Genomic DNA, 26,969 nt, shown 5'->3' on the forward strand with positions numbered 1-26,969 from the left:
CTTCGGTATTTGTTGCATTTGTAACTATCAATGGATAATTTTGCAAAATGACAAAAAATGACCCCTTATCGATTCAAGATTTTATGCCGTATCTTTTGAACCGGGCGGCAGAAACCACGAGTTTGGACTTCCAAAAAACCTACAAAGACAGCTACAACATGTTGCGCACCGAATGGCGGGTGCTTTTTCATCTTGGGCGATACGGCGATCTGACCGCGAAACAGATTTGTACCATGGCTGATTTGCATAAAACCAAGGTCAGCCGCGCGGTGTCTGCCCTTGAGCGCAAACGATTTTTGAAACGCACAGAGGTGCCCATAGATCGTAGGAACGCGTTGCTTTCTTTGACCAAAATTGGGCAGTCCGCCTTCGATCATCTTCAGAACGAAGCAACGCGTTACAACGAAACTCTCATGGCGTCATTCACTGCAGACGAACAAGCCATATTGCGGCGATGCTTAAAGCAAATGGCGAAAATATCCTAACCTGTCACAACCCCCTTTGCGCGCCACACATCGAAGATTTCAAGGGCCTTTTCGGCGAAGCCTTCGTCGTTGATATGAGCATCTACGTTATGCTGTTCGACATTTTCCGGCAATGTCGCCCGCAATTCTGACAAGAATGCATCAAGCCCGTCCTTGTCGTGCAGATCGGCGCCGTCGCGATCCCATTCGCCGCACCCATGTTCTGGCAAAAGAAACGCAACAGGCCCTTTGGCGGTCGACAGTTGGTCGGAATGGGCCCGCGCAACGGCACGCCGTTCATCGGTGTTCAAAACAACAGAGGTGATCAGTCGGTTATGGGCATGGGTCAGATGATCGCTCCATTTATCCGGCACTCCCTGCCAGCCCACGATATCGACCAAATCATAGCAACCGCCAGACACAATCTGCGGCGTTCCGGTCATGCCCGCGTTGGTCAGACGGTCCGCGCCTGCGGATATATTCGACCCATGAATGTGATTGCCGAGCTCTTGGGTGCAGAAATCGAACACACAGGCAAACGCGCCTTGCGCGGCAAGGCTTTCAAAGGCGCGACCGCCCATGCCCGTGGCGTGAAACACTGCGACCTCATAGCCGCGTTCTTCCAGTGCTGGTTTCAAAAACACCATGTAGCGCAGTGCCGTTTTGCCCAGTGACGTCATCCCAATCATCGGCTTGGAGGCATCCGGTTTTTCAACTGCATTGGCAGCCCCCAAGACGGCACCTGCGGCTTGACTCAAAGATGCTTTGCACACGCTGTTGAGCCCATAAAGGCCGCCCGCCCACAGGATCATCTGCGTATCTGCTGCAAGCCGTTCGGGCGGAATGAGCGGCGAGAAGGAGACCGTGGAGACGATGTATTTCGGCACGCCCAGCGGCAAGGCGGCGGTAACATCCAGCGCCAGATCGGTGCCCATAGACCCACCCAATACCATCATGCCATCGAACCGGCCCTCGGCATAAAGCCGCGCGGTCAAAAGGGCCGCGCCTTCGGCCATGATTTGCATGGCTTTGTTTTCATTCTTTGTCGCGATAGCGGCGGCAATGCTGCTGCCGCCTTCCTCGGCGACATCATGTTTGGAATAATCTGTCGGCTTTGTCGGATCGCCCAGGACCGACACATCCATGGTGACAACCTGCCCGCCCTGCTGTCGGATCACGCCGGCCAGATAGTCCAGCTCATCGTCTTTTGTGTCATAGGTTCCGATGACGAGTATCGTTTTGCCCGACATTACGTCTACTCCTTAAAGCTTGATCCAAGCGGTCTTGAGATTGATGTATTTTTCAATCGCATGCAGCGATTTGTCATGACCATTGCCCGATTGGCCGACACCGCCCAAGGGAACGGTCCCGTCCGCGCCGCCATAAGTATTCACGTGCATGACCCCCGTGCGAACGGCTTTCACCATGCGATGCGCGCGGCTGAGGTTGCTTGTCCAGACGCCCCCCGCCAACCCATAGACCGTAGCGTTGGCAAGGCGCGTCGCCTCGGCCTCGTCGGTAAAGGAGGTGACGCCCAAGACGGGCCCGAAGACCTCTTTCTGCGTCAGCGTCGCGTCTGGCGTGACGCCGGTAACGACAGTCGGAGCCATGTAATAGCCGCCGGTCTCTTGCAAAATCCGTTCGCCACCTGTGATGACCTCCCCGCCTTCAGAACGCGCCGTGTCGACGAACCCAAGGTTCGCCGTCAGCTGCACTTCGGAATTCACAGCCCCAATGGCGGTGGTCATGTCCAACGGGTTGCCCACGGGCATAGCCTCCGCGGCCTTCACAACTGCCGTGACGAATTCATCATGGATCGCGGCCTCGACCAGCAAACGCGAGCCCGCGACGCAGACCTGCCCGGCATTGCGGAAAATGCCGCCCGCTGCGACCTTCGCGGCCTCATCCAGATTGGGGGCGTCTGCGAAAATGATGTTGGGCGATTTGCCACCCAGTTCGAGATAGACCCGCTTCATGTTGGACCGCGCGGCATATTCCATCAGCCGCCGACCTGTGCCGCCTGATCCGGTGAAAACGAGGACGTCGACATCCATCGACAGCCCCATAGCTTCGCCCACGACCGCACCCTCCCCTGTTACAGCGTTCAAGACACCGGGGGGCAGGCCAGCCTCATGCGCCAAATCCACCATGCGCATCAACGAAAGCGATGCTGTTTCCGCTGGCTTCAAGACAACTGAATTGCCCAGGGCCAATGCGGGGCCGAGTTTCCAAGCCCCGATCATCATAGGGAAATTCCAAGGTATGATCGCGCCGACAACGCCAACAGGTTCTTTGTGGACCAGCCCCAGAACATCAGCGGAGGTTGGTGCAATCTCGCCGTAAATTTTATCAAGCGCCTCGGCGTAATACCGGATCGTTCCTGCGGCTGACCCTGGTTCAGCCTTGATCGCCATGTTGATCTCGGTGCCGTTGTCGCGCACACCCAACACAGCCAATTCAAGCGCGTTGGCTTCGATCAATTCAGCCCATTTCAGCAGCACCTTTTTGCGCGCCGCGGGCGGCATTGCCGACCAACGCCCATCATCAAACGATGCCCGTGCCGACGCAATCGCGGCTTCCATATCGGCCACAGTTCCGCGGGCAACCTGCGTCAGAACAGCGCCATCAATTGGCGACACGATTTCCATCGTCGCGCCGTCCGATGCGGCGACAGACTTACCGTCGATGATGTGGCCGCGTGGTGAAATCGCGATACCGCGCAGCGCATCGATTTGGGTTTGATCCATTATGTTTTACCGTGATTGCGTGTCATGAAGCTCGTGATCCTCGTCCGGCTGACGGGCCTTAAATTCCTTCACCAAGGTGCGAATATGGAGGGCGATCACCAGCAGGATCAGAGCGAAGATGATGAATGAAATCGGACGGTCGATCATATCCAGCGGCGACTTAAGTCGCGGCAAGGCGGATCGCAGCTTGGTCTCCATGATCCCGCCAAGCACCATCCCGAGGATGATCGGAACGATCGGCAGGTTCAGCCGCTTCAGCACCAAGCCAAGCACACCAAATACTGCAGAGATGATGACATCCGTCAGCGAATTGCGCAGCGAGTAGACGCCCACGAAGGAGAGCATCAGGATCATGACACCCAAGAAACGGGTTGGGATGCGAATGATCTTGGTCAACAGGTTCGTCGAGAAAAGCAAGAAGACCAACACGATCACGTTCAGTGCGATCAGCGCGAAATACAGACCATATACAAGGTCAATATTGTTTTGGAACAACTGTGGGCCGGGGATGACGTTGTGAACGTAGAACACTGACAACATCATCGCGGTCAGCGCTTCACCCGGAATGCCCAACGCCAAGAGCGGGATCATAGCCGCCGCAGGTACGGCGTTGTTCGCAGCCTCTGAGGCGATCAAACCTTCGGGCGACCCTTTGCCGAATTTCTCGGGGTCCTTCGATGTTTTCTGCGCATAAGTGTAGCTCATGAATTGGGCTGTGAATTCGCCAGTGCCGGGGATCATGCCAAGGATGACACCAAACCCAGAGGCAACGGTTGCGATCCGCTTGTGCTTCAGAAGTTCCTTAAATCCCGCACCCAGTTTACCGGAAACGGGTTTGGCATCGGGGCTGCTATCGGGTGCCGTCAGCAAAAAGAAGGCCTGACTGAGCGCGAACAAACCCAACACGACAACGATCAAGTTGATGCCGGATGACAGGAAAGATTGATCAAAGGTGTAGCGCTGTGTGTAGGTCACAGCATCAAGGCCGATGGTTTGCAGGAATATCCCAAACATCCCCAGCATACCTGCCGCCATGATCTGGCCGCGATGCGCCAGCACCACCAATATGATGCCCAAAAGGGCGGCCAGGAAAATCTCCCGGCTGCCAAACATCGGGGCGACAATGGCCAGAACCGGTGACAACAAGATCAGGCAACCTATGCCAAAAAAACCACCCCAGAACGAGGCGCTATAGGCCAGCGATACCGCGCGGTGGGCCTCGCCGTTTTCCGTCATCGGGTAGCCATCATAGGAGGTCAGCGCGTTCACGGCGGTACCAGGGGTGTTGATCAAAACAGCCGGGATCGCACCGCCATACATGGACGACCCATAGATCCCCAAGAGCATTGTCAGACCGACAATCGGGTCCAGCCCAAACGTCGCCGGAAGCATGATCGCAATCGCGACAGCTGGTCCGACGCCGGGAATTGCGCCGATGATCACGCCGCCAATCGACCCAACCAACAAGGCGATCAGGACATCCCATCGCGCCAACATTTCCAGGCCTGCGAGAATATTTTCCATCATCAGATCCTGTTAGAAATATGTCAGCATGAATTGACGCAAACCGTCGGGAAGCTGTTCGTAGATCAAGCCAGAAGGCAAATTCACTTTCAGGAGGGTTTTGAACAATAAGACAGTCATCAGCGCGCTTCCCGCTGCCGCGAGCATCACTTTGGCGCTGCGGTATCCGACGCGCAGGACAAGCAAGACAGCGAAGACAATCGTTGTCAAAAGGTAGCCGGTGTAGGGCACCGCAAAAGCATAGACCATGAACCAACCCGCATATTCCAACGAGGAAACCCAAAGCCAGACTTCGCGCCAGCGCCCTTCTATTCGTTCCGACAAAGCCGACCCCAGAAGGTGAAACGCTGCGAATGCCGTCATAAGGGTCAAAGAAACAGCGGGCCAGAACCGGGGCTGCGCAAATAACTTTGCCCCGTTCTTATAGGCTGTCTGGTCAAAAATCTGGCTCAGCAAGAAGACAGAACCGACAACGCAAAACCAAGCGAATACGATATCTCCGGGACGGCGATATCGTTTGAAAAGCGACTTCAATGTCTTGGTATTTGTCAAAGGAATGCTCCGCGCTGGCCAGCTAAAACCGTTCTGCCTAAAACAGCCGGGCAACAGCGTCGCCCGGCTCGATTTTGCAAGCCGGCGCTTACTCAGCCAAAATCGACTCGATCGCTCCGAGCGTTTCAGTGTCTTTCTCGATCTGGGCAGTCACGGCATCTGCGTCCTGCCAGTAGACAAGCGCACCCGTTTCAGCGGCCAATGTTTGAGCACGCTCAGACATGACAGTTTCCTTTGCGACCGCGATGATCTTTTCGCGCACGTCCTGTGGTGTGTCTTTGTGAACGAACAAACCGTTCCAAAGCGCGACGTTCAGGTTCGGCGCAAGTTCAGCAACAGTCGGTGCGTCAGGGGTCAGCGAAATACGTTCAGAACCGATGGACGCCAAAACCTTCACATCGTCTAGGCAAGGCAGGATAAGCTGCAATGTTGTATTGATTACATCGACATCACCAGATGCCAAGGTATTGCAATCCAGTGCGTCAAACGCTGCATCCGCTGCGTAAGAGAAGCCCATCTCGGACGCCAACCCAAGCGTGACCTGCGTTGGAACAAGCGGCGCGCCGAAGTGGCCCAAAACAACGTCGTTGTCCTGCGCATGTGCTGCAAGACCCGCCATATCATCATATGGCGCATTCGCGCCTGCCGCGATGACAAATGGGTAAGTCAGGAAGTTGCCAAGCGGCACAAACGGGTTCGGGTTCAGCTCAGGGATACCGATCTGCGGCCCCACGACTGGAATGGCGATAATAAAGGAGCCAACGGTATAGCCATCAGCAGGGGCATTCGCGACTTCGATCGCCCCCGGGAATGGCCCACCGCCGCCGCCCGGCTTGTTCACGACTGCGGCAGGAACGCCATATGCCGCGCTGAAATCTTCCGCAATCATGCGTGTCAGCACGTCCTCAAGATCGCCCGGCGGCCAAGGCACAACAAACTCCACCGGTTTTTCAGGATATTCCGCCTGCGCACTTCCCGCCATCGCGGCAAGACCCAAAGCCACAGCCGTTGCCGCTTTCGTCAATTTGATCATCTACGTTCTCCCAGTTGATCGGTTTATTATTTGAACCATTGGTTTAAAAAAAGGTTGCCTTAGGAAATTGTGTCTGTCAAACTTTTTCTGAAATCAGACATATCGGCGGTCCCAAATTGTCCTCAGCGGTAAAAACCCTTCATTTGCTGTCGTTTTTTTCAGCAGCCAGACCGGAAATCGGACTGTCTGCGCTTTACCGACTGGCGAAACGTGACAAGGCAACGACTCACAGGCATCTTCAGGCCCTTGAGGAAGCGGGGTTTGTCGAACAAAACCCGCTCACACGGCAGTACCGCCTAGGGCCCGCTCTTTTGCAGTTGGCGCAGATACGCGAACAGACAGTGCCTCGCAAAGAAAGCGCTGTGCCGGTTTTGAAGACATTGGCGGAAGAAACAGGTGAAACGACCCACGCGTCGGTTTTGTCAGGGACAACTGTTTTTGCATTGGCGTCGTGTGAATCGACCCAGCACAGCACACGTGTTGTGATTGACCTCAACAAATTTCCGCTTCACGCGACGGCCTCCGGCCTGTCCATATTAGCCTTCGGTCCGGCCGATCTTATGGAGGTTGCGACGCAAAACCTCGAAACCTTTACAAGCCACACCGTCAATTCGAAGGCGTCCCTAGAAGAGACAGTGCAATCGGTTCGGGAAACCGGGTTTGGCCGAACGACCCGAAGCTTTGAAGAAGAGGTGTCCAGCCTCGCGGCACCTGTCTTTGACGAAACCGGAAGTTTGGCCGGGGCAGTCTCCGTAGCCTGTGTCGCGACCCGATTTTCGCCCGAACTCGAGCGCAAATGCCAAGAACACCTGATAACCGCCAGCCGCGATCTAACCCGCAGATGGGGCGGCACCGTGCCCGACAAAATTGAAGCCGTTTGGGCCGCCACGCTGAAAAATCTCAATACATTGGACCCGACATCATGAAAGATTCTGAACTTCCTGAAAGAGAATAACGGGCGCCATATGTGGCACCCCATGACGTCCCCCAAAGACAGCCATGACAATCCGCCCAAGATCATCACAGGCGCATCCGGCGTTAGCGTGTCGGACATCGATGGGCATTCTGTGGTGGATGGCGTTGGCGGGCTTTGGAACGTCAATTTGGGATATTCGTGCCAGCCGGTCAAAGACGCGATCGCTAAACAATTGGATGCGTTGCCCTATTATTCAACATTCCGCGGCACATCCAATGACGCCGCCATTGAGTTGTCTTATGAGCTTGGGCAATTTTTCGAGCCCGATGGTCTCAGCCGCGCGTTTTTCACGTCAGGCGGGTCCGATTCCGTTGAAACCGCGCTGCGTTTGGCGCGCCAATACCACAAGCTGCGTGGCGAGGCGGGACGTACCAAGTTCCTAAGCCTGAAGAAGGGCTACCACGGGACCCATATTGGTGGCGCGTCGGTTAATGGTAACGCCAATTTCCGCACGGCTTATGAACCTCTCTTGCCGGGCTGCTATCACATTCCCGCACCCTACACCTATCGCAATCCATTCGACGAAACAGATCCCGAACGTCTCGCGCAGCTCTGCGCCCAAGCGCTTGAAGATGAAGTCGCATTCCAAGGGGCTGGCACAATCGCGGCCATGATTATGGAACCAATTTTGGGCGCGGGAGGCGTGATTCCTCCGCATAAATCCTTTGCGCCGATGGTGCAGGACATCTGCAACCGAAACGGCATTCTGTTGATCACGGATGAGGTTATTACGGCTTATGGCCGCACAGGTGCCTGGTCTGGCGCACGGCTGTGGGGCATCAAACCCGACATGATGGCAACCGCAAAAGCGATTACCAACGGCTATTTCCCATTCGGGGCCGTGATGTTGGGTGATCGCATGATCGAAGCTTTCGAGGCTGATCCAAACGCCAAAATCGGTCATGGGTATACCTATTCCGGCCACCCTGTCGGCGCGGCAGCGGCCCTTGCTTGTCTGGAAGAAACCAAACGCCTGAACGTGGTCGAGAACGCCGCTGCACGCGGCACGCAACTTTACGAAGGGTGCAAATCGTTGATGGCAAAACACGACATCATCGGAGATGTGCGTGGAGGGCACGGGTTGATGACCGCCATTGAAATGGTCAGCGACCGCGCCTCCAAAAAACCGATCGACGCGGCGACGGCGGCCAAAGTCTACGAAGGTGCCTATGCGTCCGGTGCAATGGTGCGTGTGTCCGGCCCGAACCTGATTTTGTCACCGCCGCTGGTTCTGACCGAAGCCGATGCCAACACGATCTTGACCGCGCTCGATGCGGGTTTCGCGTCGGTCTGAAGGGAAACCTCATATCAGAGAACTACGTCGCCCATTTTGGGCACGAAAGGCGGCCCCACGATCCGTCCCGGGTCGTCTATGCCAACGTCAAACTCGTATGTCCTGAACGGCAATAAAGTCGCTGTGGATTGCGGGTTTGGTGTCACCAAAGGTTTGGTCGATCAAGGCATGCAGCTTAAAGATCTGTCCCTGCTCTTCATCACGCACCTGCATTCCGACAACTCCCTTGAACTCGGGCTGCTGTTGCTCATGTCTTGGACCGCAGGGCTGAAAACACCGGTCGATGTCTATGGCCCACCCTGCCCCGCCGACTATTGGCTAGCATTTCTGACCTCCATGAAAGCAGACATTGCACGTAAATTGCCAGCTGCTTTACGCCGCGCCCAATACCAAAGGCCGCTGTTTCTGCAGCTTGGCAGAGTAAAACACAACGCTTGTCCCTAGTTTGGCTTTATCGGAGGGCCAAGACCTTCAGGCTTTGCACGCGGCGACGAAGGCGTCGAAAGCGTTCCAGATATCTGCACTGGCATTGCGCCGCATTGGGTGGACCAGCACGAAGTCAAAGGCCTGATCTTGGCGGGCGGGCAATTGAACGGCGACCTCATTGGCATAGACGCCAAGCGTCATGCGCGGGGACCTGGGGGCGAAGTTATGCTGTCCTGAATCGAGGCCCTCACCGCCCCGCATCTGGGCCATTGCGCCAGCGGCCATGGTCCCTTTTGACAGCGGGTGTTTCCCGCCCTGGTCCTTGGTGAGCTGATCAGCATTCAGTTTTGACGCATCAAACTGCGCGCTGAACATGTCGAAGGTCGATATGTTGCGGCGGCTGATATGGTAGTAATTGCCAAAGTAGATCGTTTGGATGTTGCAGTCCGATCCGGCGATTGTCAGGCCCGTCGCGTCGTCCTGATACTGGGCCACATTTCTCAGCGCATCCAGGGTTTCGCTGACGGAAGGGCCACCTGTTTCTTGTGCTTCGGGTTGTTCGGCAAGAAGCTCGGACACCGCGTTGAAACACGCGACCTTTCCCGCTGCATCGCCTTTGATATTCTTACAGTTTTCCATCAAAGCGGACAGCGTGTAGTCGACCCCATCAACCTTTAGCGTCACCTCGGCGCTCACATCGCTGGCACCAAGCCCGAGCGATACTGCAACTCCACACATCAGCATCTTCATTTACTGTACTCCGAAACAAGAACGCTGAATTCCACAAAACGTTCTTTCTTTTTACGCTACTGGCAAACCACTGCCTGCCGTCTCTGCCAAGGCAAACCCACGTGGTCTGCCTTGGGCCATACTCTTACTGCGACCGATCAGACGATCAGTTGCTCAGCTCAAACGTGCTGATATCGATGCCGTCTTCCTCAATGGCAGACGTCACGCGAAGGCCGATTGTCTCTTTGAGCGCGATCCAGACCACGCTGCTTGCGACGGCAACATAGGTAATAATGATCAACACCGAGGACAGCTGCCCCAGGAAGGTCGCATCCGGGTTGGTCAGCGCAACGGCAATGGTACCCCAGATGCCGCAGAACAGGTGAACCGGGATGGCGCCAACGACATCATCAATTTTGAAATAGTCGAGCAGCTGAATGGACCAGTAGATGACCATGCCGCCGAACATGCCGATTGCGAAGGCCGCGAATGGTGTCGGGAAGAGCGGCTCTGCCGTGATCGAGACCAGACCGCCCAGCGCCCCGTTGATCATGAAGGCCAGATCAAAGCGGTACTCGCGCAGGTAGGACACGAAGGCTGCCGCGACGACGCCGCCCGCTGCGGCCATATTGGTGTTCAGGAAGATACGCGACACGTTCGCTGCATCGCCATCGGTTGAGAAGCTGAGGTAGGAGCCCGCGTTGAAGCCATACCAGCCCATCCACAAGATCAGGGCGCCAATCGTTGCCAGCGGCAAAGAGTAGTTGCCCAGAGCCACTTTCTTGCCGTCAACGAACCGCCCGTTGCGGGCACCGACAAACAGCGCGCCGGTCAAGGCGGCGACACCGCCAACCACGTGCACAACTGTACTACCGGCCAGGTCCTTGAAGCCAAGATCGGTTGCCAGGAAACCACCACCCCATGTCCAAGAGGCTTGGATCGGATAGATGACAGCCGTCAAAGCGGCGGTGAAAATGAAGAACGACACGATCTTCATGCGCTCGGCGATGGTGCCCGACACAATCGACGCGACCGCGACGCAGAACATCGACTGGAAGAAGATATCGCTGGCACCGGCATGGCCGCGCCCAACGAAGTCGCTGCTGTAGTCAACAACGTTTGTGATTTCGATTGCGCCGTCAAACCCCAAGATACCGGGCATGATCCAGTTCTCGTTGGGGAACATGATCCCGTATCCGCACAGAACGAATGCCGATGCGGCGATGGGGAAGAGGCCAATATTTTTGGCACATTGATTGACGACGTTTTTCTGGCGGACGAAGCCCGCTTCGATCATTGCGAACCCTGCGGTCATCCACATGACAAGGACGCCGCAAAAGACAATAAACAACGTATTCATAACGAAGGGTGAAACGCCTGAAGAGGCTTGTTGTGCAGCAGCGGGCCCTGCGAAAAGGGCGGCTAGCGCTGCGATTCCGATGACATTCGTTCTCATGTTCTACTCTCTACCTATGGATCGAGAGTCTTCATTTGATGAAATTTTAGGCAAATTTATGTCCAATATTTATCTTTTTAGGCATAATTCAAAAAATTTGCGCACTCTTTGAACTGAGAGTTGAAACTGCAGCGCCACCTAATGGCGCACAGACTTGCCACGCATTTGGATTGAGGCGCGACATTGGCTCTCCGGCAATCGCTAGCCTCGAACGCCGATTTTACCCGTTGGTCGGATACTCTTTAAGCCGGCGGGGCTGTTGATGTGGTCGGACTATGCCGCGGCGGCGCTTTCTTACCTATCGTGATCGCCGCAGCGATTGAGTTTTCTGCCCGCATTTTGCACTCTGTTAAGACTGCCACGCCACACTGGCCGGGCACGCATATGAAGGGCATTGGCGATGACATATCTGAGACGCGCGATGATAGGCAGCCTGGCCCTTTTGGTTGCGGGATGCGCAGGCGGTGGGCCGTCGGCATCGCGTCAGTCTTCGGGTGTGGTCGCGGCGATGGGGCCCGTCTCTGCAGCTTGCAATCGGTCTGACCGGCGCGACGCCAACCCGCGCATCTGCGGCTGCGCGCAAGCCATTGCGGACCGGCATTTGACCAATACGGACCAGCGCCTTGCAGCAAGCTTCTTTTCAGACCCGCAGCGGGCACAGGATATTCGCCAATCCGACGCGCGCAGCAATGAGCAGTTCTGGGACCGCTACAAGCAATTCATCTCGGAAAGTGAGCGCTACTGCGCCGCGATACGCTGATCCATGAGACCCGAAATGCAGTCTTCAAGCAGGCTGATGACCGGCTCGAACTTGCTTGAATAATACGGGTCGGGGATGTCCAGCGGGCCCGGCATCTTACGAAATTCCGTGATCAGGTTGACGGGCGTATTGACCCCAAACGGACGCCGCGCAAGCACGTCGGCCAAGTTTTGTTCATCCATGACCAGGATTTGCGAGAAGTCCTTGTAGTCACTTGCCCGCAGCTTGCGCGCGCGATGTTCGCCGATTTCCATATTGTGCACGCGCGCGGCGACAACTGCGCGCGGGTCAGCCGGGTCACCAATATGCCAACCGTCTGTGCCCGCGCTATCAACATGAATGGACAAGCTGGACGCCTGCACCTGACGGCGCAAAATCGCCTCGGCAAGAGGGGAACGGCAGATGTTGCGCGAGCTAACGATCAAGATACGGTCCATCCAATGCCCCTCTGCATTAGGTAAGGAAAACCTTACCTAGAAAGAGAACGCTATGGGAAGAAATAATTTTGAATACGGTTAATTCTTGGCGATTTTGTGCCAATATTAAACAAAACAGGCTGTTTTGCAAAAAATGTCCGCTGCGGGAGCTGCCCGCAACGGTCATGATATGAAAATCGTTCTAGCCGTCCGTCCCATGCGCGTGGCCGCTATGCCCGCCATGCTTTGGCTTGCGTTTGAGATCGACGGGCACGGTGACGACAACCTCGCCCGCATTTTCAAACACCAGCGTCAATGCAACCTCAGCGCCGTCTTCCAAAGGACCGGTCAGGCCCATCAGCATGACGTGCTTTCCGCCGCGTTTGAACAAGATGGTTTCGCCGGCGGGCAGCTCAAAACCTTCCTCGACATGGATCATTTTCATAACCCCGTCGCCGTCTTCTTTGTGGGTGTGCAGCTGCGCCATATTGGCGATTTCGGTTTTCGCGCCGATCAGCCGGTCGGCTTCGCCGTGGTTCATCAACTCGAAAAAGATGGCGCCGCTTTTTGACGACGGCGTTGAGGCGCGCGCGTAGGGGTCCATGACCATGATTTTGCTGCTATCTGCAACAGCAGATCCGGCAAAAAACGCGAAAGCGGCCGCTGAAACGGCCAGAGATTTGAGAGACATCTGTGTCATCCTAGAAACTGTTTTGGGTACGTAACGTGGTGTTTCAGGCGGACATGGCAGGCGGCGCGCGGGCCGTGGCGCGCAGCTGTTCAGATTGGGTACTGGCGACAGTATGCGGCGCGCGGCGCAGCAAACGCGCCGTGCCGGTCCAGATCACAAGTCGGAACACCGGCGCCTCAAGCGCGTGGCTTGCGGTCAGGCAGTCAGGGCAATGCGGCACGGGGCCCATTGGCTGCCCATTGTGATCGAGCGTGATTTCCTGCAGCCCACCGGCGGCGCAGATCACAATCGTCTCGCCTTGAGGCGTCGCACGTGCCACGGCCATCGTCCCCGAGGTGAGCACGAGGGCGCAGGCGAGCATGGCCATCAGAAGGGAGCGCATCAGCTTCATAGGGGATGGTGTAGGACCAAGCGCTGCGGTTGTGAAGCCTTCAGCACCCACAGGGGATCACATCTTGGTTGAGTTCCCTGATTGGATCGGAGCGAAACGAAAAACGGCCCCACCCGTGTAGGTGAGGCCGTTTTGCATTCTTGACATCACGCGGCGCATGTTGCGCCGTGTGGGCGCGCTTAGGCAGCTGCCAATTGCTTGGCGATGTCTTTTTTGACTTTCAGCGCTTTTGCCGACAGCTCAGCATCCTTGGCTTTCGCCATGAAGCCGTCCAGACCACCGCGGTGATCGACGGTGCGCAGCGCCGCTGCCGAGATACGAAATTTGAAGGAGCGCCCCAGAGCATCAGAGGTCAGCGTCACATCGTTCAGATTCGGCAGAAAACGGCGCTTGGTTTTATTGTTGGCGTGGCTGACATTGTTGCCAGACATCGGGCCTTTACCAGTAAGTTCGCAAACGCGAGACATGACGTTTCCTTTTCAAAGATAAGAAGGGCGCCGAGACTCACATTTCGGACGCCCTGAATTCTGTTTGGGCGGTTTAGCCAGCCCGGTGTGACAGGTCAAGCGATGAATCCGGGCTTTGAGCCGTTAAAATGAGCGCCTGCGGCGCGCAGCTTTGGTTTTGTTTGGGGGGCTCTGCCCCCGGCTGCGCCTCCCCCGGAATATTTTTAAAACAATGAAGCTATTTTAGAGCGCTCAGAATATGGGCCGCGGCCTGGTCGGGCGCGGTCTGCCCGCCTTGGACAGCTTGCGCCTGGGCCTGCATAAGCGCGGCCGTGTCCGGATCCTCCGTGAGCCGTGCCAGAAGCCCTGTGCGCACGGCCTCTTCAAACCAATGGACGGCTTGGCGGGCCCGCGTTTTCTGCCAATGGCCTTCTGTTTTGCGCCAGTCGCTGAGTGTTCGCATATCATCCCAGACCTGCGCCAACCCGTCCTCATGCAGCGCCGAGACGGGCTGCGCCTTTGGGAAACCATCGGGGTCTTGGGCGCGTTTTCGCAGCAATCTGAGCGCGCCGGCGTAATCGGCCACGGTGCGGATCGCTGCGGGTTTGAGATCGCCGTCGGCCTTGTTGACCAGGATCAGATCGGCGATTTCCATGATGCCGCGTTTGACGCCTTGCAATTCATCGCCGCCCGCGGGCGCCAGCAGCAGCGTAAAGATATCGGACATTTCCGCGACCATGGTTTCCGACTGACCGACGCCGACGGTTTCGATCAGGATTACGTCGAAGCCTGCGGTCTCACACAGCGCGACCACGGCGCGTGTGCGGCGCGCGACACCACCAAGCTGCGCGCCTGCGGGTGACGGGCGGATGAAGGCGTTTTTGTCGCGGCTGAGCCGGTCCATGCGGGTTTTGTCGCCCAGAATGGAGCCGCCCGAGCGGGCAGAGCTGGGATCGACCGCCAGCACCGCGACCTTGAGGCCTTGGGCGGTGAGCATCATGCCGAAGGCTTCGATAAAGGTGGATTTGCCGACGCCGGGCGTGCCTGACAGCCCGATGCGCAGGGCCTGCCGGTTGGTCGTGGCAAGGCGTTCCAGCAGCGCCTGCGCCTCTTGCTGATGATCGGCGCGCCCGCTTTCCACAAGCGTGATTGCGCGTGCCAGCGCCCGGCGCTCGGCGCTCATGACTTTGCTGGCAAGTTCTTCAATATGTTTCATGGCTGCGCGATCTTTTGCCTGTCTTTCCCCTCACCAAGTGGTGAACGGGGTGGTACGTCTTTTTGAAAGCCCCATTATAGAGGGGCAAGCGAGAAATGCGATTTAGCAGGTAATTGGCAATGAAACACGGTGTTTTTGCGGGATTTATGGCGGCGGTTTTGGCGTTGCCCGCCTGGGCCGACGGGTCGACGGATGCGACATTCAACGTGGCCATTCGCGGCATTTCTGCGGGCACGCTGAGCGTCAAAGGCACCGAAGGCGGCGGCAGCTACCAGACCACGGGCGTGTTAAAATCGGGCGGATTGCTGGGGCTGGTGGCGCAGGTGAAATACACCGCGCGAGCCTCTGGTACGGTGCGGGGCAACCGGTTCAGCCCGGTGCGCTATGATGAGGATGCCGATACCGGCAAGCGCAAATCCAAGACCACGATGACCTATGCGGGCGGCGTTCCCAAAGTTGTGGCAGGCAGCACGGGCGATCTGAACCCGGCCGCGCAAAAGGGCACGGTGGACCCGCAAACAGCGATTTATGCCGCGTTTCGCGACGTGGACGCGGACGCTGTGTGCAAGCTGAATGTGCAGATGTTTGACGGCAAGCGCCGCTCGCAGGTGCGGCTGAGCTCGCCCCGGCCAGAGGGCGACATGATCCTGTGCAACGGCGAATACCGGCGGCTGAAAGGCTTTTCGGCAGAAGACATGGCCGAAAAGACCCGGTTTCCGTTCAACCTGTATTACGCCAAGACCAGTGACGGCCGCTACCGGGTGGAAAAGGTCGTCACGCAAACGCTTTACGGCAATGCGGTGATGACGCGACGCTGAGCGCGGCCTAAAAGGCGGGCATGACCGCGCTACCAATTGACGACATTCTGGATGAGCTGTGCGCCGTGATGGCGTCGGACGGCGTCTGCGTACTGCAAGCGCCGCCGGGCGCGGGCAAGACCACGCGGGTGCCTCTGGCCTTGTTGCAGGCGGGCGCATTTACCGGGCGCTTGATCATGCTGGAGCCGCGCCGCCTTGCCGCGCGCGCGGCGGCGGAGCGGATGGCGCAGGTTTTGGGGGAGGCCGTCGGGGAGACCGTGGGCTACCGGATGCGCGGCGACAGCAAGGTTTCAAACAAGACCCGGATCGAGGTGGTGACCGAGGGCGTTCTCACCCGCATGGTGCAGGCCGACCCGGAGCTGCCGGGCGTGGGCTGCGTGGTGTTTGACGAATTTCATGAACGGTCCTTGAACGGGGATTTGGGGCTCGCCTTGGTGTGGGAAACACGGGACGCGCTGCGCGAGGATTTGCGCGTTTTGGTCATGTCGGCGACGCTGGATGCGGCCCCTGTGGCCGCGCTTTTGGGTGGCGCGGCGGTTGTGACCTCGGAAGGGCGCAGCTTCCCGGTGGAAACCCGGTGGCTCGCCACCCCCGCCGCGCAAGCGCGCGGATGGAGGCGGATATGGCCGCGCTGATCACGCAGGCTGTGTCCGAGACGGAGGGCGGCGTCTTGGCATTTTTGCCGGGCGCGGGCGAGATCAGACGCGTGCAGGCGGCGCTGGATCTGGGCGCGGTGCAGGTGCGCCCTTTATATGGCGCCCTGCCCTTTGCAGATCAGCGCGCGGCGATTGCGCCCGCAACAAAAGGCGCGCGCAAAGTTGTGCTGGCGACGTCGATTGCGGAAACCTCCCTGACCATTGAAGACGTGCGGGTGGTTGTTGACGCGGGGTTGGCACGGCGCGCGCGCTATGACGCGGGCTCCGGCATGTCGCGGCTGGTTACGGAGCGCGCCTCAAAGGCGGAGGCGACGCAGCGACAAGGGCGCGCGGGCCGCGTGGCGGAAGGCGTGTGCTACCGGTTGTGGACCCGCGCGGAGGAAGGCGTGATGGGCGCCTTCGCCCCGCCCGAGATTGAAACGGCGGATTTAGCGGGGCTGGCGCTGGATCTGGCCGCATGGGGCGCGGATCCTGCCGATCTGGCGCTGCTGACCCAACCGCCCGAGGGCACCTTGGGCGAAGCCCGGGCCGTGTTGCAGATGCTGGGCGCGCTGGATGGCAGCGGTCGGATCACGGCGCATGGGCGCGCTTTGGCCCGCGTGCCGCTGCATCCGAGGCTGGCGCATATGCTGGCCTCGGCTGACGCGAAAGCGGCGGATGTGGCAGCTGTTTTGGCGGCGCGTCCGGGGCCTGCGGCGGGCGCAGATCTGGCGGCGCGCTTGCGCCAGCCGCGCACGCGCGAGGTCGCGGTGGAGGCTAAGCGGCTGGCGCGCTACGCCAAAGGCCCCGCGCGGTCTTTGGGTGAAATGGTGGCGCTTGCCTACCCGGACCGGGTGGCGCTGCGACGCAAGGGCGGGGACGCGCGGTTCCATTTGTCGGGCGGCAAAGGCGCTGTTTTGCCGGGCGACGATGCGCTTGCCGGGCAGCGATTGTTAGCAGTGGCCGATCTGGATGGCGACGCGCGGGAGGCCAAAATCCGCGCCGCCGCGGTGATCAGCGAGGCGGATCTGCGCGGGCTTTACGGCGACCAGATCGCATGGCGCGAGATTTGTGAATGGTCGAAACGAGACGCCCGTGTTTTGACACGCAAGCAGGAACGGTTTGGCGCGATTGTGCTGGATGATCGGATTTGGCAGGACGCGGACCCTGATTTGGTCGCGCGTGCTTTATTGGACGGGGTGCGGGAGCTAGGTCTCGGCGCGCTCAACTGGTCGAAAGCCGCGACTTTGCTGCGCGCGCGGGGGCGGTATTTGGGCGATCTGGTGGATTGGTCGGATGCGGGGTTGCTGAGCACGCTGGAGGACTGGCTGCTGCCCTATCTGGCGGGCAAGAAAACGGCGGCGGATTTGAAATCGGTTGATGTGGCGGAGGCCTTGCGCAGCGCCCTCGACTGGGACACGAGCCAGGAATTGGCACGGCTGGCGCCTGCCACCATCACCACGCCACTGGGACGCAAAGCGGCGGTAAATTACGCGGGCGACGTGCCCGGAATTGAGGTCCGTTTGCAGGAAATGTTCGGCTGCACAGCGCACCCGACCGTGGGGCCGGAACGGCTGCCGCTGAAGATCACGCTGCTGTCGCCGGGGCACAAACCGGTGCAGGTGACGCAGGATTTGCCGGGGTTTTGGGCCACGTCTTACGCCGATGTGCGTAAGGACATGCGCGGGCGCTACCCCAAACACCCGTGGCCCGAAGACCCGACGCAGGCCGAGCCGACCGTGCGAGCGAAGCCGCGCAAGTAGACGCAGGCGCCGTTTTGGCTACAGTTTCGGCACATTGATCGAAAGGCCTAGAAAACATGTCCGACCCGCATCTCAATTCGATGATGGAAAACCTGTATTGGTGGGGGATCCCCACCCTGTTTCGCTGCCCAAATGAGGGCCCAGACGGCGCCGATATCGCACTGGTCGGCGTGCCGCATTCGGCAGGCAATGGCACAACGGAGCGCGACCAGCATCTGGGCCCGCGCGCGTTGCGCAACGTATCTAGCGTGGCGCGGCGGATGCATGGCGGGTTTCAGCTGGACCCGTGGAGCGCGGCCAAGATCGTCGATGTGGGCGACGTGCCGTTTCCGCGCGCCAATGACAATGAGGCCTGCATCGCGCAAATCACGGAATTCTACCAAAGCATCGACGCGGCAGGCGCGCGGCCGGTGTCCATAGGGGGCGATCATTCGATCACCGGCGGGATCGTGCAGGCTTTGGGCTGCGGCCAGATCACGGGCGGGGAGCCTGTGTGTTTCCTGCATCTCGACGCGCATACGGATGTGTTCACCAAAGTTGACCATTTTCTGGGGGCCAAAAAATCCGCCGCGCATTGGGGCGCCTATTTGGCCGATCAGGGCCAAGTGGACCCGACGCATTCGATGCAGATCGGGCTCAGAGGCCATGCGCGCACGCTGGACTGGCTGCAACCCAGCTACGACTATGGCTACAACGTTGTAACCATGAAAGATTTTCGCGCGCGGGGCCTGGCCGATGTGGTGGCCCAGATCAAGGAGGTTCTGGCAGGCAAACCCGTCTATATCACCTTTGATCTGGACTGTCTTGACCCGACAATCGCGCCGGGCGTGTCCAATATTGAAGCCGGCGAGAAGGGTTTTGACATTGACGAAGCCGTGGGACTTTTGCACGCCGTGCGCGGCCTCAATATCGTGGGTGGCGATGTGGTCTGTATGATGCCGACCAAGGATAGCCCGAACCAGATCACGGCATTGACGGCATCTGCGGTGATGTTTGAAATGATCTCGATGATTGCTGAAAATACGGCCGGTCGTTAGGCCTGCCTGAAAAGGACCCAGACATGTTCGACAGGCTACGCGCTTTGTTCAAAAACCCCCCAAACTATGTCACGCCCCTGCCCGCCTCAGATGCGCAGCATGCATTGGGGGCGCTGATGGTGCGCGCGGCGAAAGCCGATGACGCGTATCTTTTTGCAGAAATTGAGCTGGTGGACCGCATTTTGGCGGTGCTCAACGATTTAAACCCGGTTGAGGCCGCGCAAATGCGCGCCTCTTGCGAGCGGTTGGAGGCGGAAATGCCCGACACGGATGCGCTCAGCGCGATCTTGGCGAAGGCCATTGGCACCGCAGAGAAAGAGGCCATGTTGACGGCGCTTTGGTCGGTCGTTTTCGCAGATGGCATCAAACATATCGAAGAAGACCGCGTGCTGCATCAGATTGAACATGTGCTGGGGGTGGCGCCGAAGCGCGCTTTGGAATTGCAGCGTGCCGTGGCACCGACCAAGCACTGAGCGCAACCACCGAAGGCTGCGCGGCACTGCCAGCCTATTTGGACATGGAGCCGCCGCACAGTTGTGCGTATTTGCCCAGTGAACGGCCCAATTGCATCAGACAGCCCATCAGAGGACCGGGTTTTGAACCAGAGCAGTGCAGATCTGGCCGGTGCGTCTGAACGGGTCGAAATGTTGTGAAATTGAGGTTTTGCAGAAGGGATTGAGACGCAATCCTTTCAAAATGTTAGCTGAGTACAAATCGGCCGCCGCCCGGTGAGGCGTTGATCCCAATGGTGCCAGCGCGTCGTTTGCGCGCTCCTCATGGCGACGGCTTTTCAGCCGCCCTAAAACATGGCACAGTGCCGTCGCGCTGTTGAATTTAAGGCGCCTGCACGGGAGAAACGCGTGTTTGGGGGATTTTGGATGTTGAAGACTTATTGCACCTGTGCCGTTTTGGCGCTGGGAGCGGCGACACAGGCAGGGGCGACGGATATGCGCTCCGTTGATGACATTTTGACATGCGTCAACACCCGCACGATGCCAGGCCTGTTCGAACATCAGGACTACGCGCGTACCCGCGATTACTATGACGCACCGCTGCACTATGTCAGCGGACCGACGGCGCGGTATGACACCTGGGGATTCATTCTGGACATGTCCAAGTCGCCCGCGCGCGCCTATGAGACATATCACCCCAAGAAGAACCTGATCCTGCCAACTTTCCGGCGCAAGGTCAGCCGGTCGGTGACAAAAGCACTGAAAGCCTGCGACGTCCGCTGGTCAGGACGGTGGCAAGGCCCGGTGCCACCACGTCGCGACGCGCCTGCGCTGCCCGAAACGCAGCAATTGGCCAGCAACCCTTAGTCGCACCCCCTAGACACTGGCTCATGCCCGGCTAATCTCTGAACGGTGCAGTCTCGGAGGCCTATAGCCATGAACACCCCCATCACGAAATTCGGAACATCCCAACCCGTGCGGCGTGTGGAAGACACGCGGTTTTTGACGGGCGCAGGCAGCTATACCGAAGACGCGGTCCCGGCGGGGGCGCTGTTTGGTTATCTGCTGCGCGCGCAGGTCGCGCATGCTGAGATCACCGAACTGGACGTGGCGGACGCGCGCGGCGCCGATGGCGTTCATATGGTGTTGACGGCGGATGATCTGGACGCGGCAGGCGTGAAAAACGCCATGGGCGCGTCGATCATCGACAATCAGGACGGTTCCAAAGGCGCGGCCCCTGCCCGGCCGATCCTGGCGGTTGGGCGCGTGCGCTTTGTGGGTGAGCCTGTGGCCTTCATCGTCGCCGACACGCTTGAGCAGGCCAAAGACGCGGCTGAGATGATCCTGTTTGACTATGACGATCTGGACGTCGCCATGGGGCTCGCCCCAGGTGGGCCCGCGATCCACCCTGAAGCACCAGACAACGTCGCCTATGACTGGGCGGTCGGCGACAAAGACGCGACGGAGGCCGCCTTTGCAAGTGCCGCGCATCACATCAGCCTTGAGGTCGTCGACAACCGGATCATCGCCAACTCGATGGAGACGCGCGGCTGTTATGCCGAGATGTCCGAGGGGCGGTTGCACTTCGCCTATACCGGGCAAGGCGTCTGGGGGACGCGCGACTCCATCGCCAAGACGCTGGGGTTGGACAAGGCAGACGTGCATGTCACCACACCCGATGTGGGCGGTGGTTTCGGCATGAAAGCCTTTGATTACCCTGAATATTTTCTGGTGGCCCATGCCTGCCACGCCTTGGGAAAACCTGTCCGCTGGCAAGGCGAACGCACGGAATCCATGCTGGCCGACAATGGCGGCCGCGATCTGGTCTCGCAAGTTGAACTGGCCTTTGATGCCGATCACAAGATCACCGCCTACCGGGTTGATACACTGTCGAATATGGGGGCGTATAATTCCAGCTATGCGCAGTTTATCCAGTCCGATCTGGCGTCCCGCGTGCTGGCGGGTGTCTATGACATCCAGACCGCCTGGTTCCGCAATGCGGGCATCTACACCAACACGACCCAGATCGACGCCTATCGTGGCGCGGGCCGGCCGGAGGCGATCTACAAGCTGGAACGCGCCATGGACCACGCCGCACGTGTGCTGGGCGTCGACCCGTTGGAGCTGCGGCGCAAAAACTTCGTGCGCGGCGCGCAATTCCCCTACAAGACGGTGACGGGCGAGCTGTATGACGTCGGCGATTTCGACAAAGTGCTCGACCGCGCAACGGCTGAGGCCGATCTGGCGGGTTTTGCGGCGCGCAAAGCCACGTCAAAGGCGGCGGGCAAGCTGCGCGGGCTTGGGATCTGCTACTATATCGAAAGCATCCTCGGCGCGCCCGATGAGACTGCAAAGGTCGAATTCACCGGTACGGGCGGCGCGCGGCTTTACGTGGGCACGCAGTCCAACGGGCAAGGCCATGAGACGGTCTACCGCCAGCTCTTGCACGAATATACCGGCATCCCCCATGACGCGGTTGAGATCATCCAAGGCGACAGCGACCGCATAAAAACGGGCGGCGGCACGGGTGGGTCGCGCTCTGTGACGACGCAAGGCACGGCCATCAAAGGCACATCGGAGGCGCTGATCGAGCGGTTCAAACCCTTCGTGGCCGACCAGCTGGGCGTGCCGGAGGTGGCGTTTGAAGATGGCGGCTTCCGGGCCGAAGGTTCCAACACCGTGATGACCCTGATCGAGGCCGCAGATGCGGCGGCGGAGGCCGGAGAAGCCGATCTGCTGAGCACATCCGCCACGACCACCCTTCCCGGGCGATCCTTCCCCAATGGCTGCCATATCGCCGAAGTCGAGGTCGACGCCGACACAGGCGTCACCCAAGTGGTCAAATTTACCGTGGTGGATGATTTCGGCGTGTTGATGAACCCGATGCTGGCCGAGGGGCAAGTCCATGGCGGCGTGGTGCAGGGCATCGGCCAGGCGATCAGCGAGCATGTGGTCTATGACGAAGACGGCCAGCTTCTGACCGCCAGTTTCATGGATTACGGCATGCCGCGCGCGGGCGACGTGCCGATGATCAACTTCCATTCAGAACCGACACCATCAACGGCAAACGTGCTGGGCATGAAAGGCTGCGGGGAGGCCGGAACCGTCGGCGCGCTTGCGGCGGTGTCGAACGGTGTTCTGGACGCGCTGTGGTCTGAGGGCGTTCGCCATGTCGACATGCCCTTCACCCCGCAGCGGGTTTGGGGATGGATGGATAAGGCCAAGCGCGCAGCGCAATAAGGCTAAGTTCGGGCGGGATTTCAGTGCGGTCTAAATCCGCCTTTTCGGGCCAAAAATCGGTGAACTTTGTCCGCCTCAATTTGGACGCGATTCTTAACGGGAATAGCGTCATTGTTTACATTTTGGAACCAATCAGAGCCTTATAAACTTACTATATCGCGACCCGTTGGGATTTTGCTCTAAAATTGTCGCAAACCCGCCTTTTTCGTGCCCGGTCGAATTGATTTTGCTCCGACGACCCCGTATTAAATTTGAGGTCACTTTGCGCTTTTTGGGGACCTGTAGTGTGACCGATTAACTAGGTTTTTGTATCTGAGGGTAACCATGAAAAATCTGATCAAGACGACAATACTTGCGGCCGCAGTTTTTGCCGCAGCACCAGCCGCCGCCACCACCTGGCAATACACATCGACCAACAATGTTGGCGCAAGCGGCCTGAACGGGGTGTATAACTCCGAGTATATCTACCAAGACACAACCGAGCGCTTCAAACTCGACTTTGAAGTCAAGACCTCCGCCAATGTGGACGGGTTCTGGTTCGTGGTGAATAACGGCCCGATGCCCGTTGGCGGCGTTGGTGGCAAATACGCCATCATGTATTCCGACCTGACCGATATCTGGGCCTATCAGTACCAGGGTTCGGGCAACAACAACGGTTCTTACAATACCGGGCCCGTGCTGGCGAAATATGAAAACGCGGTTACCGCTTCGACGGTTGGCGCAAACACAGCCTATAGCATGATCCTGAACGTGGCCGGCCTGAACGGCCAAGCCGTAACACCCGGCTGGCAGGGTCTGCGCATGGATGATGTGATCGGTACGTGGTTGCACCCAACGGTGAATACGTTTGCGAATTGTGGCGGCTCTTACGAGACCAATGGCGATCTGACCTGCTTCAACTCCAACAACTGGATTGGCTGGGACGAGGCGTATGAAAGAACCCGTCGCGTAGATGACAGCGTTCTGCCGCCTGTGCCTTTGCCTGCAGGTTTGCCACTCTTGCTGGCTGGCCTTGGTGCATTCGGCATCGCAGCACGCCGCAAAAAAGCCTAAGCGCTTCGCTTTGAGCAATGATTGAGCCCGCCTTGCCTTTTGGCATGGCGGGCTTTTTCCCTAAGACAACAATGGCCGACCGGCTTGATGTCGTGGGCAATTTTCACACGCTACCAAAGTCGTTTTCACACCAAAATTCCCCCAAAAAAGATTGAATCGACGTTAACGTCATTCGTGTAAGGTATTGTTTTTATTTGAAAATAAGAAAATTTCAAAATTTCAAACCAATTGCATTTTGTTAATCTTTCATTTACCCTTACGTCACTCGCATGTCTAAGAGGGGCTGCGGGGATGAAGAGTGTATTTTTTTGCTGGGGAACCCATGACAAAATTTCTGACAACCACCGCGTTGATCGCCGGTGCGTTTGCAGCAACTGCTGCGACCGCCACCACGTATCAGCACACCGCCGCGGCAAACCGCAACGGCGTTGAGAACGCTACGTTCACATACCAGGACACCACCGAGCGTTTCGGCATGTCCTTCACATCCAAAGATTCCGACAATGCTGACGGTTTCTGGGTTGTGGTTAACAACGGCCCACAGCCGTACCACCAAGGCGCCGGCCACCTGGCGATCCTGTACTCCGACCTGACCGACGTCTGGGCTTACCAGTACACTGGCCGCGGCGTACATGGCGTAAACGGCTCGTTCAACAGCACGCTGCTGAACAAGTACGAAAACGCAATCAGCTCGACCAGCGCAGGCGGCAAAACCACCTATGACATGGTCATCGACGTATCGACCTTGAACAAGAAGAACCTGTCGACATCGACTGGTCAGGCTTGGGAAGGCGTTCAGTTCGACGGTATGATCGGTACTTGGCTGCACACAACACGTAACACCTTCGCATCTTGCGGCGGCACTTACGAAGTTGGCGATGACCTGACTTGCTTCAAAGGCAACGACTGGTTGGGTTGGGACGAGTCCAACCGCACAACGAAAAAGGTAGACGACAGCGTTCTGCCTCCGGTTCCATTGCCTGCTGGCCTGCCGCTTCTGCTGGCTGGTCTGGGTGCATTCGGCATCGCAGCACGTCGCAAAAAAGCCTAAGGCTTTTAACGACATAAGTTTCGGAAAAGCCCGCCCGGCAGCGCCGCGGCGGGCTTTTTCATGGCTGCTACGGCCCGCGCCTTAGCCCCTTTAGCGCACCAAATCTCACAGAATTTGCCATATTCTTGCCCGATCCGGCCACTACCACCCCATGCGAAGATAAAAAGCATGGAGCATGATTATGGCTCTTGTTGACAGCAGTAACCAGTCGTCAGAACACGCCGAACCGCGTTTGGCACCGCAGCTGCGGTGGACGATCCCGCTGGCCGGGTTAATGGCGCTGATCCTGATGCCGCTGGCTTTCGCCGCGCGGGTCAGCACCGAAATGGCGTTTGGCCCGGGCTTTGGTCCTGAGACCTTTTACTTCTTCACCGCGCTGAGCTTTTCGGCCGGGTTTCACCTGCTGATGATTGGCCTGCTGTTCTCAGCCGCCGCCCAGCGGTTCAAGAACATGCTGCTCAATTTCGCGGTGTTGGAAATGCTGGTGGGATACGCCGCGGCGAGCCTGATGTTTACCAATATTTTCTGACAAAGTGTCTTGTCTGGCAGGGCCATAACCGGCGGCTCACCCGTTCGTGTGCGGCTTTGTGCTGACAGGCCGCAATGGCTGAATTAAGGTCGGTCTGAACATCGCCACCTACCAATGAGGCCCCTGCCCCTTGCGCCTACCCCAAGCCCTGAAATCTGCCTTTGGCCGCTGCCTTTCGGCGTCGCGGCGGCTGAAAGCCTTGGCAGGCTTCGGCCCCGAAGAAGCGAGCGTACCGCCGCCCTCCGGCGCGGCCTCACGCGGGCCAGTCATGCATGTGATCATCATGGACGGCACCATGTCTTCGCTGGAAGAAGGCTACGAGACCAATGCCGGTATGACCTTCCGTATGTTGTCGGAAATGGCGCCTAACAAGGCGATGTCGCTGCGCTACGAGGCCGGGTTGCAATGGCAGGGCCTGCACCGCGCGATGGATGTGCTGGCGGGCGTCGGCATCAACCAGCAGATCCGCACGGCTTACGGATTCCTGGCCTCACGCTATCAGCCGGGCGACAGTATCTTCCTGTTCGGATTTTCGCGCGGCGCCTATGCGGTGCGCAGCTTGGGCGGCGTGATCGACAAGGTGGGCCTGTTGCGCGCCGACTGCGCCACGGAACGCAATGTGCGCCAGGCCTATCGCCATTACCGGCTGGGCCCAGACAGCGAAACTGCGGCGGCGTTTCGCCAGACCCATTGCCACGACAGCGCACCGATCGAGATGATCGGCGTTTGGGACACGGTGCGCGCACTGGGATTTCGCGCCCCGATCTTGTGGCGGTTTTCGCCAGAGGAACACGCGTTTCACAGCCACCATCTGGGTCGCTGCGTGCGCAACGGGTTTCAAGCGCTCGCGCTGAACGAGACCCGAAAAGCCTATGAACCGGTACTTTGGGAAAGCCGTGACGGGCATGAAGGCACGCTGAAGCAGATGTGGTTTCCTGGGTCTCACAGCGATGTCGGCGGGCATCTCGATGGCGTTTACGAGGCGCGTCGATTGTCCAACATCCCGCTGGTCTGGATGCTGGAACAGGCGGAAGGGTGCGGCCTGCCGCTGCCCGAAGGCTGGCAAAAGCGTCTACCGACCGACGTCAATGCCCGCTCTGTCGGGACGTTTCGCGGGCTGACGCGGTTCTTTTTGCAACGCCGCGCCCGCAAGGTCGGGCAAGACCCGTCAGAAGCCCTTCACCCCAGCGTGGCGCAACGCAGGCGCGGCCTGACACTGCGCCTGCCATGGGTCAGCCGGCCTGATCTGAGCCGTGTGCGCGGGCCTTAA

Annotated in this window: 25 protein-coding genes and 3 pseudogenes; 16 read left to right on the forward strand and 12 right to left on the reverse strand. The window is 58.5% G+C overall.

All coding sequences use genetic code 11. The features are described from left to right. Window positions 1-47: 47 nt before the first annotated feature. Complete coding sequence (locus tag ACZ1G7_RS06510) at window positions 48-485, forward strand: MarR family winged helix-turn-helix transcriptional regulator (RefSeq protein ID WP_472663010.1); 438 nt, start codon at window positions 48-50, stop codon at window positions 483-485. Here the strand turns inward: ACZ1G7_RS06510 and ACZ1G7_RS06515 are convergent. From ACZ1G7_RS06515 to ACZ1G7_RS06535, 5 genes are all read right to left on the reverse strand, one after another. Continuing rightward, window positions 482-1,714, reverse strand: a complete 1,233-nt coding sequence (locus ACZ1G7_RS06515) for a Tm-1-like ATP-binding domain-containing protein (protein WP_472663011.1) — start codon at window positions 1,712-1,714, stop codon at window positions 482-484. The two genes, ACZ1G7_RS06510 and ACZ1G7_RS06515, sit on opposite strands and share 4 nt — an antisense overlap. Before the next feature lie 12 nt (window positions 1,715-1,726). Next, entirely contained in the window at window positions 1,727-3,211 is a 1,485-nt protein-coding gene (locus ACZ1G7_RS06520) for an aldehyde dehydrogenase (RefSeq protein WP_472663012.1), read from the reverse strand. Window positions 3,212-3,217: 6 nt separating this feature from the next. Further along, a complete protein-coding gene (locus ACZ1G7_RS06525; RefSeq protein ID WP_472663685.1) occupies window positions 3,218-4,735 on the reverse strand; it encodes a tripartite tricarboxylate transporter permease in 1,518 nt (505 codons plus the stop codon). A gap of 12 nt (window positions 4,736-4,747) precedes the next feature. Then, window positions 4,748-5,287, reverse strand: a complete 540-nt coding sequence (locus ACZ1G7_RS06530; protein ID WP_472663013.1) for a tripartite tricarboxylate transporter TctB family protein — start codon at window positions 5,285-5,287, stop codon at window positions 4,748-4,750. A gap of 88 nt (window positions 5,288-5,375) precedes the next feature. After that, window positions 5,376-6,320, reverse strand: coding sequence for a tripartite tricarboxylate transporter substrate-binding protein (locus ACZ1G7_RS06535; RefSeq protein WP_472663014.1), 945 nt, complete (start codon window positions 6,318-6,320; stop codon window positions 5,376-5,378). A gap of 143 nt (window positions 6,321-6,463) precedes the next feature. Between ACZ1G7_RS06535 and ACZ1G7_RS06540 the strand changes: the two are divergent. From ACZ1G7_RS06540 to ACZ1G7_RS06555, 4 genes and pseudogenes are all read left to right on the forward strand, one after another. Continuing rightward, window positions 6,464-6,538, forward strand: a pseudogene (locus ACZ1G7_RS06540) (hypothetical protein); the annotation flags it as partial. A 144-nt stretch (window positions 6,539-6,682) separates the two neighbouring features. Next, the gene (locus tag ACZ1G7_RS06545) at window positions 6,683-7,246 is read left to right on the forward strand and encodes an IclR family transcriptional regulator (protein ID WP_472663686.1); all 564 of its coding nucleotides are present in this window, start codon (window positions 6,683-6,685) and stop codon (window positions 7,244-7,246) included. Next, window positions 7,243-8,590, forward strand: a pseudogene (locus tag ACZ1G7_RS06550) (aminotransferase class III-fold pyridoxal phosphate-dependent enzyme). Before ACZ1G7_RS06545 ends, ACZ1G7_RS06550 begins: the two are co-directional and overlap by 4 nt. A gap of 78 nt (window positions 8,591-8,668) precedes the next feature. Next, window positions 8,669-9,034, forward strand: a complete 366-nt coding sequence (locus ACZ1G7_RS06555; protein ID WP_472663015.1) for an MBL fold metallo-hydrolase — start codon at window positions 8,669-8,671, stop codon at window positions 9,032-9,034. A 27-nt stretch (window positions 9,035-9,061) separates the two neighbouring features. On the opposite strand, the gene ACZ1G7_RS06560 is transcribed toward ACZ1G7_RS06555, so the two are convergent. Together ACZ1G7_RS06560 and ACZ1G7_RS06565 are read right to left on the reverse strand one after the other, a co-directional pair. Beyond that, a complete protein-coding gene (locus tag ACZ1G7_RS06560; protein ID WP_472663016.1) occupies window positions 9,062-9,766 on the reverse strand; it encodes a hypothetical protein in 705 nt (234 codons plus the stop codon). A gap of 145 nt (window positions 9,767-9,911) precedes the next feature. Further along, window positions 9,912-11,201: an ammonium transporter family protein gene (locus ACZ1G7_RS06565; protein WP_472663017.1), complete on the reverse strand. Its 1,290-nt coding sequence runs from the start codon at window positions 11,199-11,201 to the stop codon at window positions 9,912-9,914. 400 nt (window positions 11,202-11,601) lie between these two features. Here ACZ1G7_RS06565 and ACZ1G7_RS06570 point away from each other — a divergent pair, with 400 nt between their 5' ends. After that, window positions 11,602-11,961 carry a hypothetical protein gene (locus tag ACZ1G7_RS06570; protein ID WP_472663018.1) on the forward strand — a complete coding sequence of 120 codons (360 nt, stop codon included), beginning with the start codon at window positions 11,602-11,604 and terminating at the stop codon, window positions 11,959-11,961. On the opposite strand, the gene ACZ1G7_RS06575 is transcribed toward ACZ1G7_RS06570, so the two are convergent. The 5 genes from ACZ1G7_RS06575 to meaB all read right to left on the reverse strand — a co-directional run bounded on the left by ACZ1G7_RS06575 (window position 11,940) and on the right by meaB (window position 15,121). Then, a complete protein-coding gene (locus tag ACZ1G7_RS06575) occupies window positions 11,940-12,398 on the reverse strand; it encodes a low molecular weight protein-tyrosine-phosphatase (RefSeq protein ID WP_472663019.1) in 459 nt (152 codons plus the stop codon). The genes ACZ1G7_RS06570 and ACZ1G7_RS06575 overlap by 22 nt on opposite strands. Window positions 12,399-12,579: 181 nt before the next feature. After that, on the reverse strand, window positions 12,580-13,068 hold the full coding sequence (locus ACZ1G7_RS06580) for a copper chaperone PCu(A)C (protein WP_472663020.1): 489 nt from the start codon (window positions 13,066-13,068) through the stop codon (window positions 12,580-12,582). 43 nt (window positions 13,069-13,111) lie between these two features. Continuing rightward, window positions 13,112-13,450 carry a hypothetical protein gene (locus tag ACZ1G7_RS06585; RefSeq protein ID WP_472663021.1) on the reverse strand — a complete coding sequence of 113 codons (339 nt, stop codon included), beginning with the start codon at window positions 13,448-13,450 and terminating at the stop codon, window positions 13,112-13,114. Window positions 13,451-13,638: 188 nt separating this feature from the next. Then, on the reverse strand, window positions 13,639-13,926 hold the full coding sequence (rpmB, locus tag ACZ1G7_RS06590; protein WP_472663022.1) for a 50S ribosomal protein L28: 288 nt from the start codon (window positions 13,924-13,926) through the stop codon (window positions 13,639-13,641). A gap of 217 nt (window positions 13,927-14,143) precedes the next feature. After that, window positions 14,144-15,121, reverse strand: coding sequence for a methylmalonyl Co-A mutase-associated GTPase MeaB (gene meaB, locus ACZ1G7_RS06595; protein ID WP_472663023.1), 978 nt, complete (start codon window positions 15,119-15,121; stop codon window positions 14,144-14,146). 119 nt (window positions 15,122-15,240) lie between these two features. Between meaB and ACZ1G7_RS06600 the strand changes: the two genes are divergently transcribed. The 10 genes and pseudogenes from ACZ1G7_RS06600 (at window position 15,241) to ACZ1G7_RS06645 (ending at window position 26,969) form a co-directional block, all read left to right on the forward strand. After that, window positions 15,241-15,939: a DUF3108 domain-containing protein gene (locus ACZ1G7_RS06600; protein WP_472663024.1), complete on the forward strand. Its 699-nt coding sequence runs from the start codon at window positions 15,241-15,243 to the stop codon at window positions 15,937-15,939. Between the two features lie 20 nt (window positions 15,940-15,959). After that, window positions 15,960-18,337, forward strand: a pseudogene (gene hrpB / locus ACZ1G7_RS06605) (ATP-dependent helicase HrpB). Between the two features lie 56 nt (window positions 18,338-18,393). Next, complete coding sequence (locus tag ACZ1G7_RS06610) at window positions 18,394-19,374, forward strand: arginase family protein (protein ID WP_472663025.1); 981 nt, start codon at window positions 18,394-18,396, stop codon at window positions 19,372-19,374. A 23-nt stretch (window positions 19,375-19,397) separates the two neighbouring features. After that, window positions 19,398-19,847: a tellurite resistance TerB family protein gene (locus ACZ1G7_RS06615; RefSeq protein WP_472663026.1), complete on the forward strand. Its 450-nt coding sequence runs from the start codon at window positions 19,398-19,400 to the stop codon at window positions 19,845-19,847. Between the two features lie 405 nt (window positions 19,848-20,252). Beyond that, entirely contained in the window at window positions 20,253-20,693 is a 441-nt protein-coding gene (locus tag ACZ1G7_RS06620; protein ID WP_472663027.1) for a hypothetical protein, read from the forward strand. A gap of 69 nt (window positions 20,694-20,762) precedes the next feature. Continuing rightward, entirely contained in the window at window positions 20,763-23,066 is a 2,304-nt protein-coding gene (locus ACZ1G7_RS06625) for a xanthine dehydrogenase family protein molybdopterin-binding subunit (RefSeq protein ID WP_472663028.1), read from the forward strand. 324 nt (window positions 23,067-23,390) lie between these two features. Further along, complete coding sequence (locus ACZ1G7_RS06630; protein WP_472663029.1) at window positions 23,391-24,119, forward strand: VPLPA-CTERM sorting domain-containing protein; 729 nt, start codon at window positions 23,391-23,393, stop codon at window positions 24,117-24,119. A 322-nt stretch (window positions 24,120-24,441) separates the two neighbouring features. Beyond that, window positions 24,442-25,170 (forward strand): VPLPA-CTERM sorting domain-containing protein, encoded by a 729-nt coding sequence (locus ACZ1G7_RS06635; RefSeq protein WP_472663030.1) that lies wholly within the window; start codon window positions 24,442-24,444, stop codon window positions 25,168-25,170. 181 nt (window positions 25,171-25,351) lie between these two features. Continuing rightward, window positions 25,352-25,699, forward strand: coding sequence for a hypothetical protein (locus tag ACZ1G7_RS06640; RefSeq protein WP_472663031.1), 348 nt, complete (start codon window positions 25,352-25,354; stop codon window positions 25,697-25,699). A 130-nt stretch (window positions 25,700-25,829) separates the two neighbouring features. Then, window positions 25,830-26,969, forward strand: a complete 1,140-nt coding sequence (locus ACZ1G7_RS06645; protein ID WP_472663032.1) for a DUF2235 domain-containing protein — start codon at window positions 25,830-25,832, stop codon at window positions 26,967-26,969.

The organism is Litoreibacter sp. JB4-2, assembly GCF_055693445.1.

Excerpts from the sequence above, each read along its gene's own strand:
- rpmB (WP_472663022.1), bottom strand. The coding sequence starts at position 13,926 with ATGTCTCGCGTTTGCGAACTTACTGGTAAAGGCCCGATGTCTGGCAAC.
- ACZ1G7_RS06520 (WP_472663012.1), bottom strand. The coding sequence starts at position 3,211 with ATGGATCAAACCCAAATCGATGCGCTGCGCGGTATCGCGATTTCACCA.
- ACZ1G7_RS06580 (WP_472663020.1), bottom strand. The coding sequence starts at position 13,068 with ATGTCTCTCAAATCTCTGGCCGTTTCAGCGGCCGCTTTCGCGTTTTTT.
- ACZ1G7_RS06585 (WP_472663021.1), bottom strand. The coding sequence starts at position 13,450 with ATGCGCTCCCTTCTGATGGCCATGCTCGCCTGCGCCCTCGTGCTCACC.
- ACZ1G7_RS06625 (WP_472663028.1), top strand. The coding sequence starts at position 20,763 with ATGAACACCCCCATCACGAAATTCGGAACATCCCAACCCGTGCGGCGT.
- ACZ1G7_RS06515 (WP_472663011.1), bottom strand. The coding sequence starts at position 1,714 with ATGTCGGGCAAAACGATACTCGTCATCGGAACCTATGACACAAAAGAC.
- ACZ1G7_RS06610 (WP_472663025.1), top strand. The coding sequence starts at position 18,394 with ATGTCCGACCCGCATCTCAATTCGATGATGGAAAACCTGTATTGGTGG.
- ACZ1G7_RS06560 (WP_472663016.1), bottom strand. The coding sequence starts at position 9,766 with ATGAAGATGCTGATGTGTGGAGTTGCAGTATCGCTCGGGCTTGGTGCC.
- ACZ1G7_RS06555 (WP_472663015.1), top strand. The coding sequence starts at position 8,669 with ATGCCAACGTCAAACTCGTATGTCCTGAACGGCAATAAAGTCGCTGTG.
- ACZ1G7_RS06635 (WP_472663030.1), top strand. The coding sequence starts at position 24,442 with ATGACAAAATTTCTGACAACCACCGCGTTGATCGCCGGTGCGTTTGCA.
- meaB (WP_472663023.1), bottom strand. The coding sequence starts at position 15,121 with ATGAAACATATTGAAGAACTTGCCAGCAAAGTCATGAGCGCCGAGCGC.
- ACZ1G7_RS06525 (WP_472663685.1), bottom strand. The coding sequence starts at position 4,735 with ATGGAAAATATTCTCGCAGGCCTGGAAATGTTGGCGCGATGGGATGTC.
- ACZ1G7_RS06565 (WP_472663017.1), bottom strand. The coding sequence starts at position 11,201 with ATGAGAACGAATGTCATCGGAATCGCAGCGCTAGCCGCCCTTTTCGCA.
- ACZ1G7_RS06600 (WP_472663024.1), top strand. The coding sequence starts at position 15,241 with ATGAAACACGGTGTTTTTGCGGGATTTATGGCGGCGGTTTTGGCGTTG.
- ACZ1G7_RS06535 (WP_472663014.1), bottom strand. The coding sequence starts at position 6,320 with ATGATCAAATTGACGAAAGCGGCAACGGCTGTGGCTTTGGGTCTTGCC.
- ACZ1G7_RS06615 (WP_472663026.1), top strand. The coding sequence starts at position 19,398 with ATGTTCGACAGGCTACGCGCTTTGTTCAAAAACCCCCCAAACTATGTC.
- ACZ1G7_RS06620 (WP_472663027.1), top strand. The coding sequence starts at position 20,253 with ATGTTGAAGACTTATTGCACCTGTGCCGTTTTGGCGCTGGGAGCGGCG.
- ACZ1G7_RS06575 (WP_472663019.1), bottom strand. The coding sequence starts at position 12,398 with ATGGACCGTATCTTGATCGTTAGCTCGCGCAACATCTGCCGTTCCCCT.
- ACZ1G7_RS06630 (WP_472663029.1), top strand. The coding sequence starts at position 23,391 with ATGAAAAATCTGATCAAGACGACAATACTTGCGGCCGCAGTTTTTGCC.
- ACZ1G7_RS06640 (WP_472663031.1), top strand. The coding sequence starts at position 25,352 with ATGGCTCTTGTTGACAGCAGTAACCAGTCGTCAGAACACGCCGAACCG.
- ACZ1G7_RS06510 (WP_472663010.1), top strand. The coding sequence starts at position 48 with ATGACAAAAAATGACCCCTTATCGATTCAAGATTTTATGCCGTATCTT.
- ACZ1G7_RS06570 (WP_472663018.1), top strand. The coding sequence starts at position 11,602 with ATGACATATCTGAGACGCGCGATGATAGGCAGCCTGGCCCTTTTGGTT.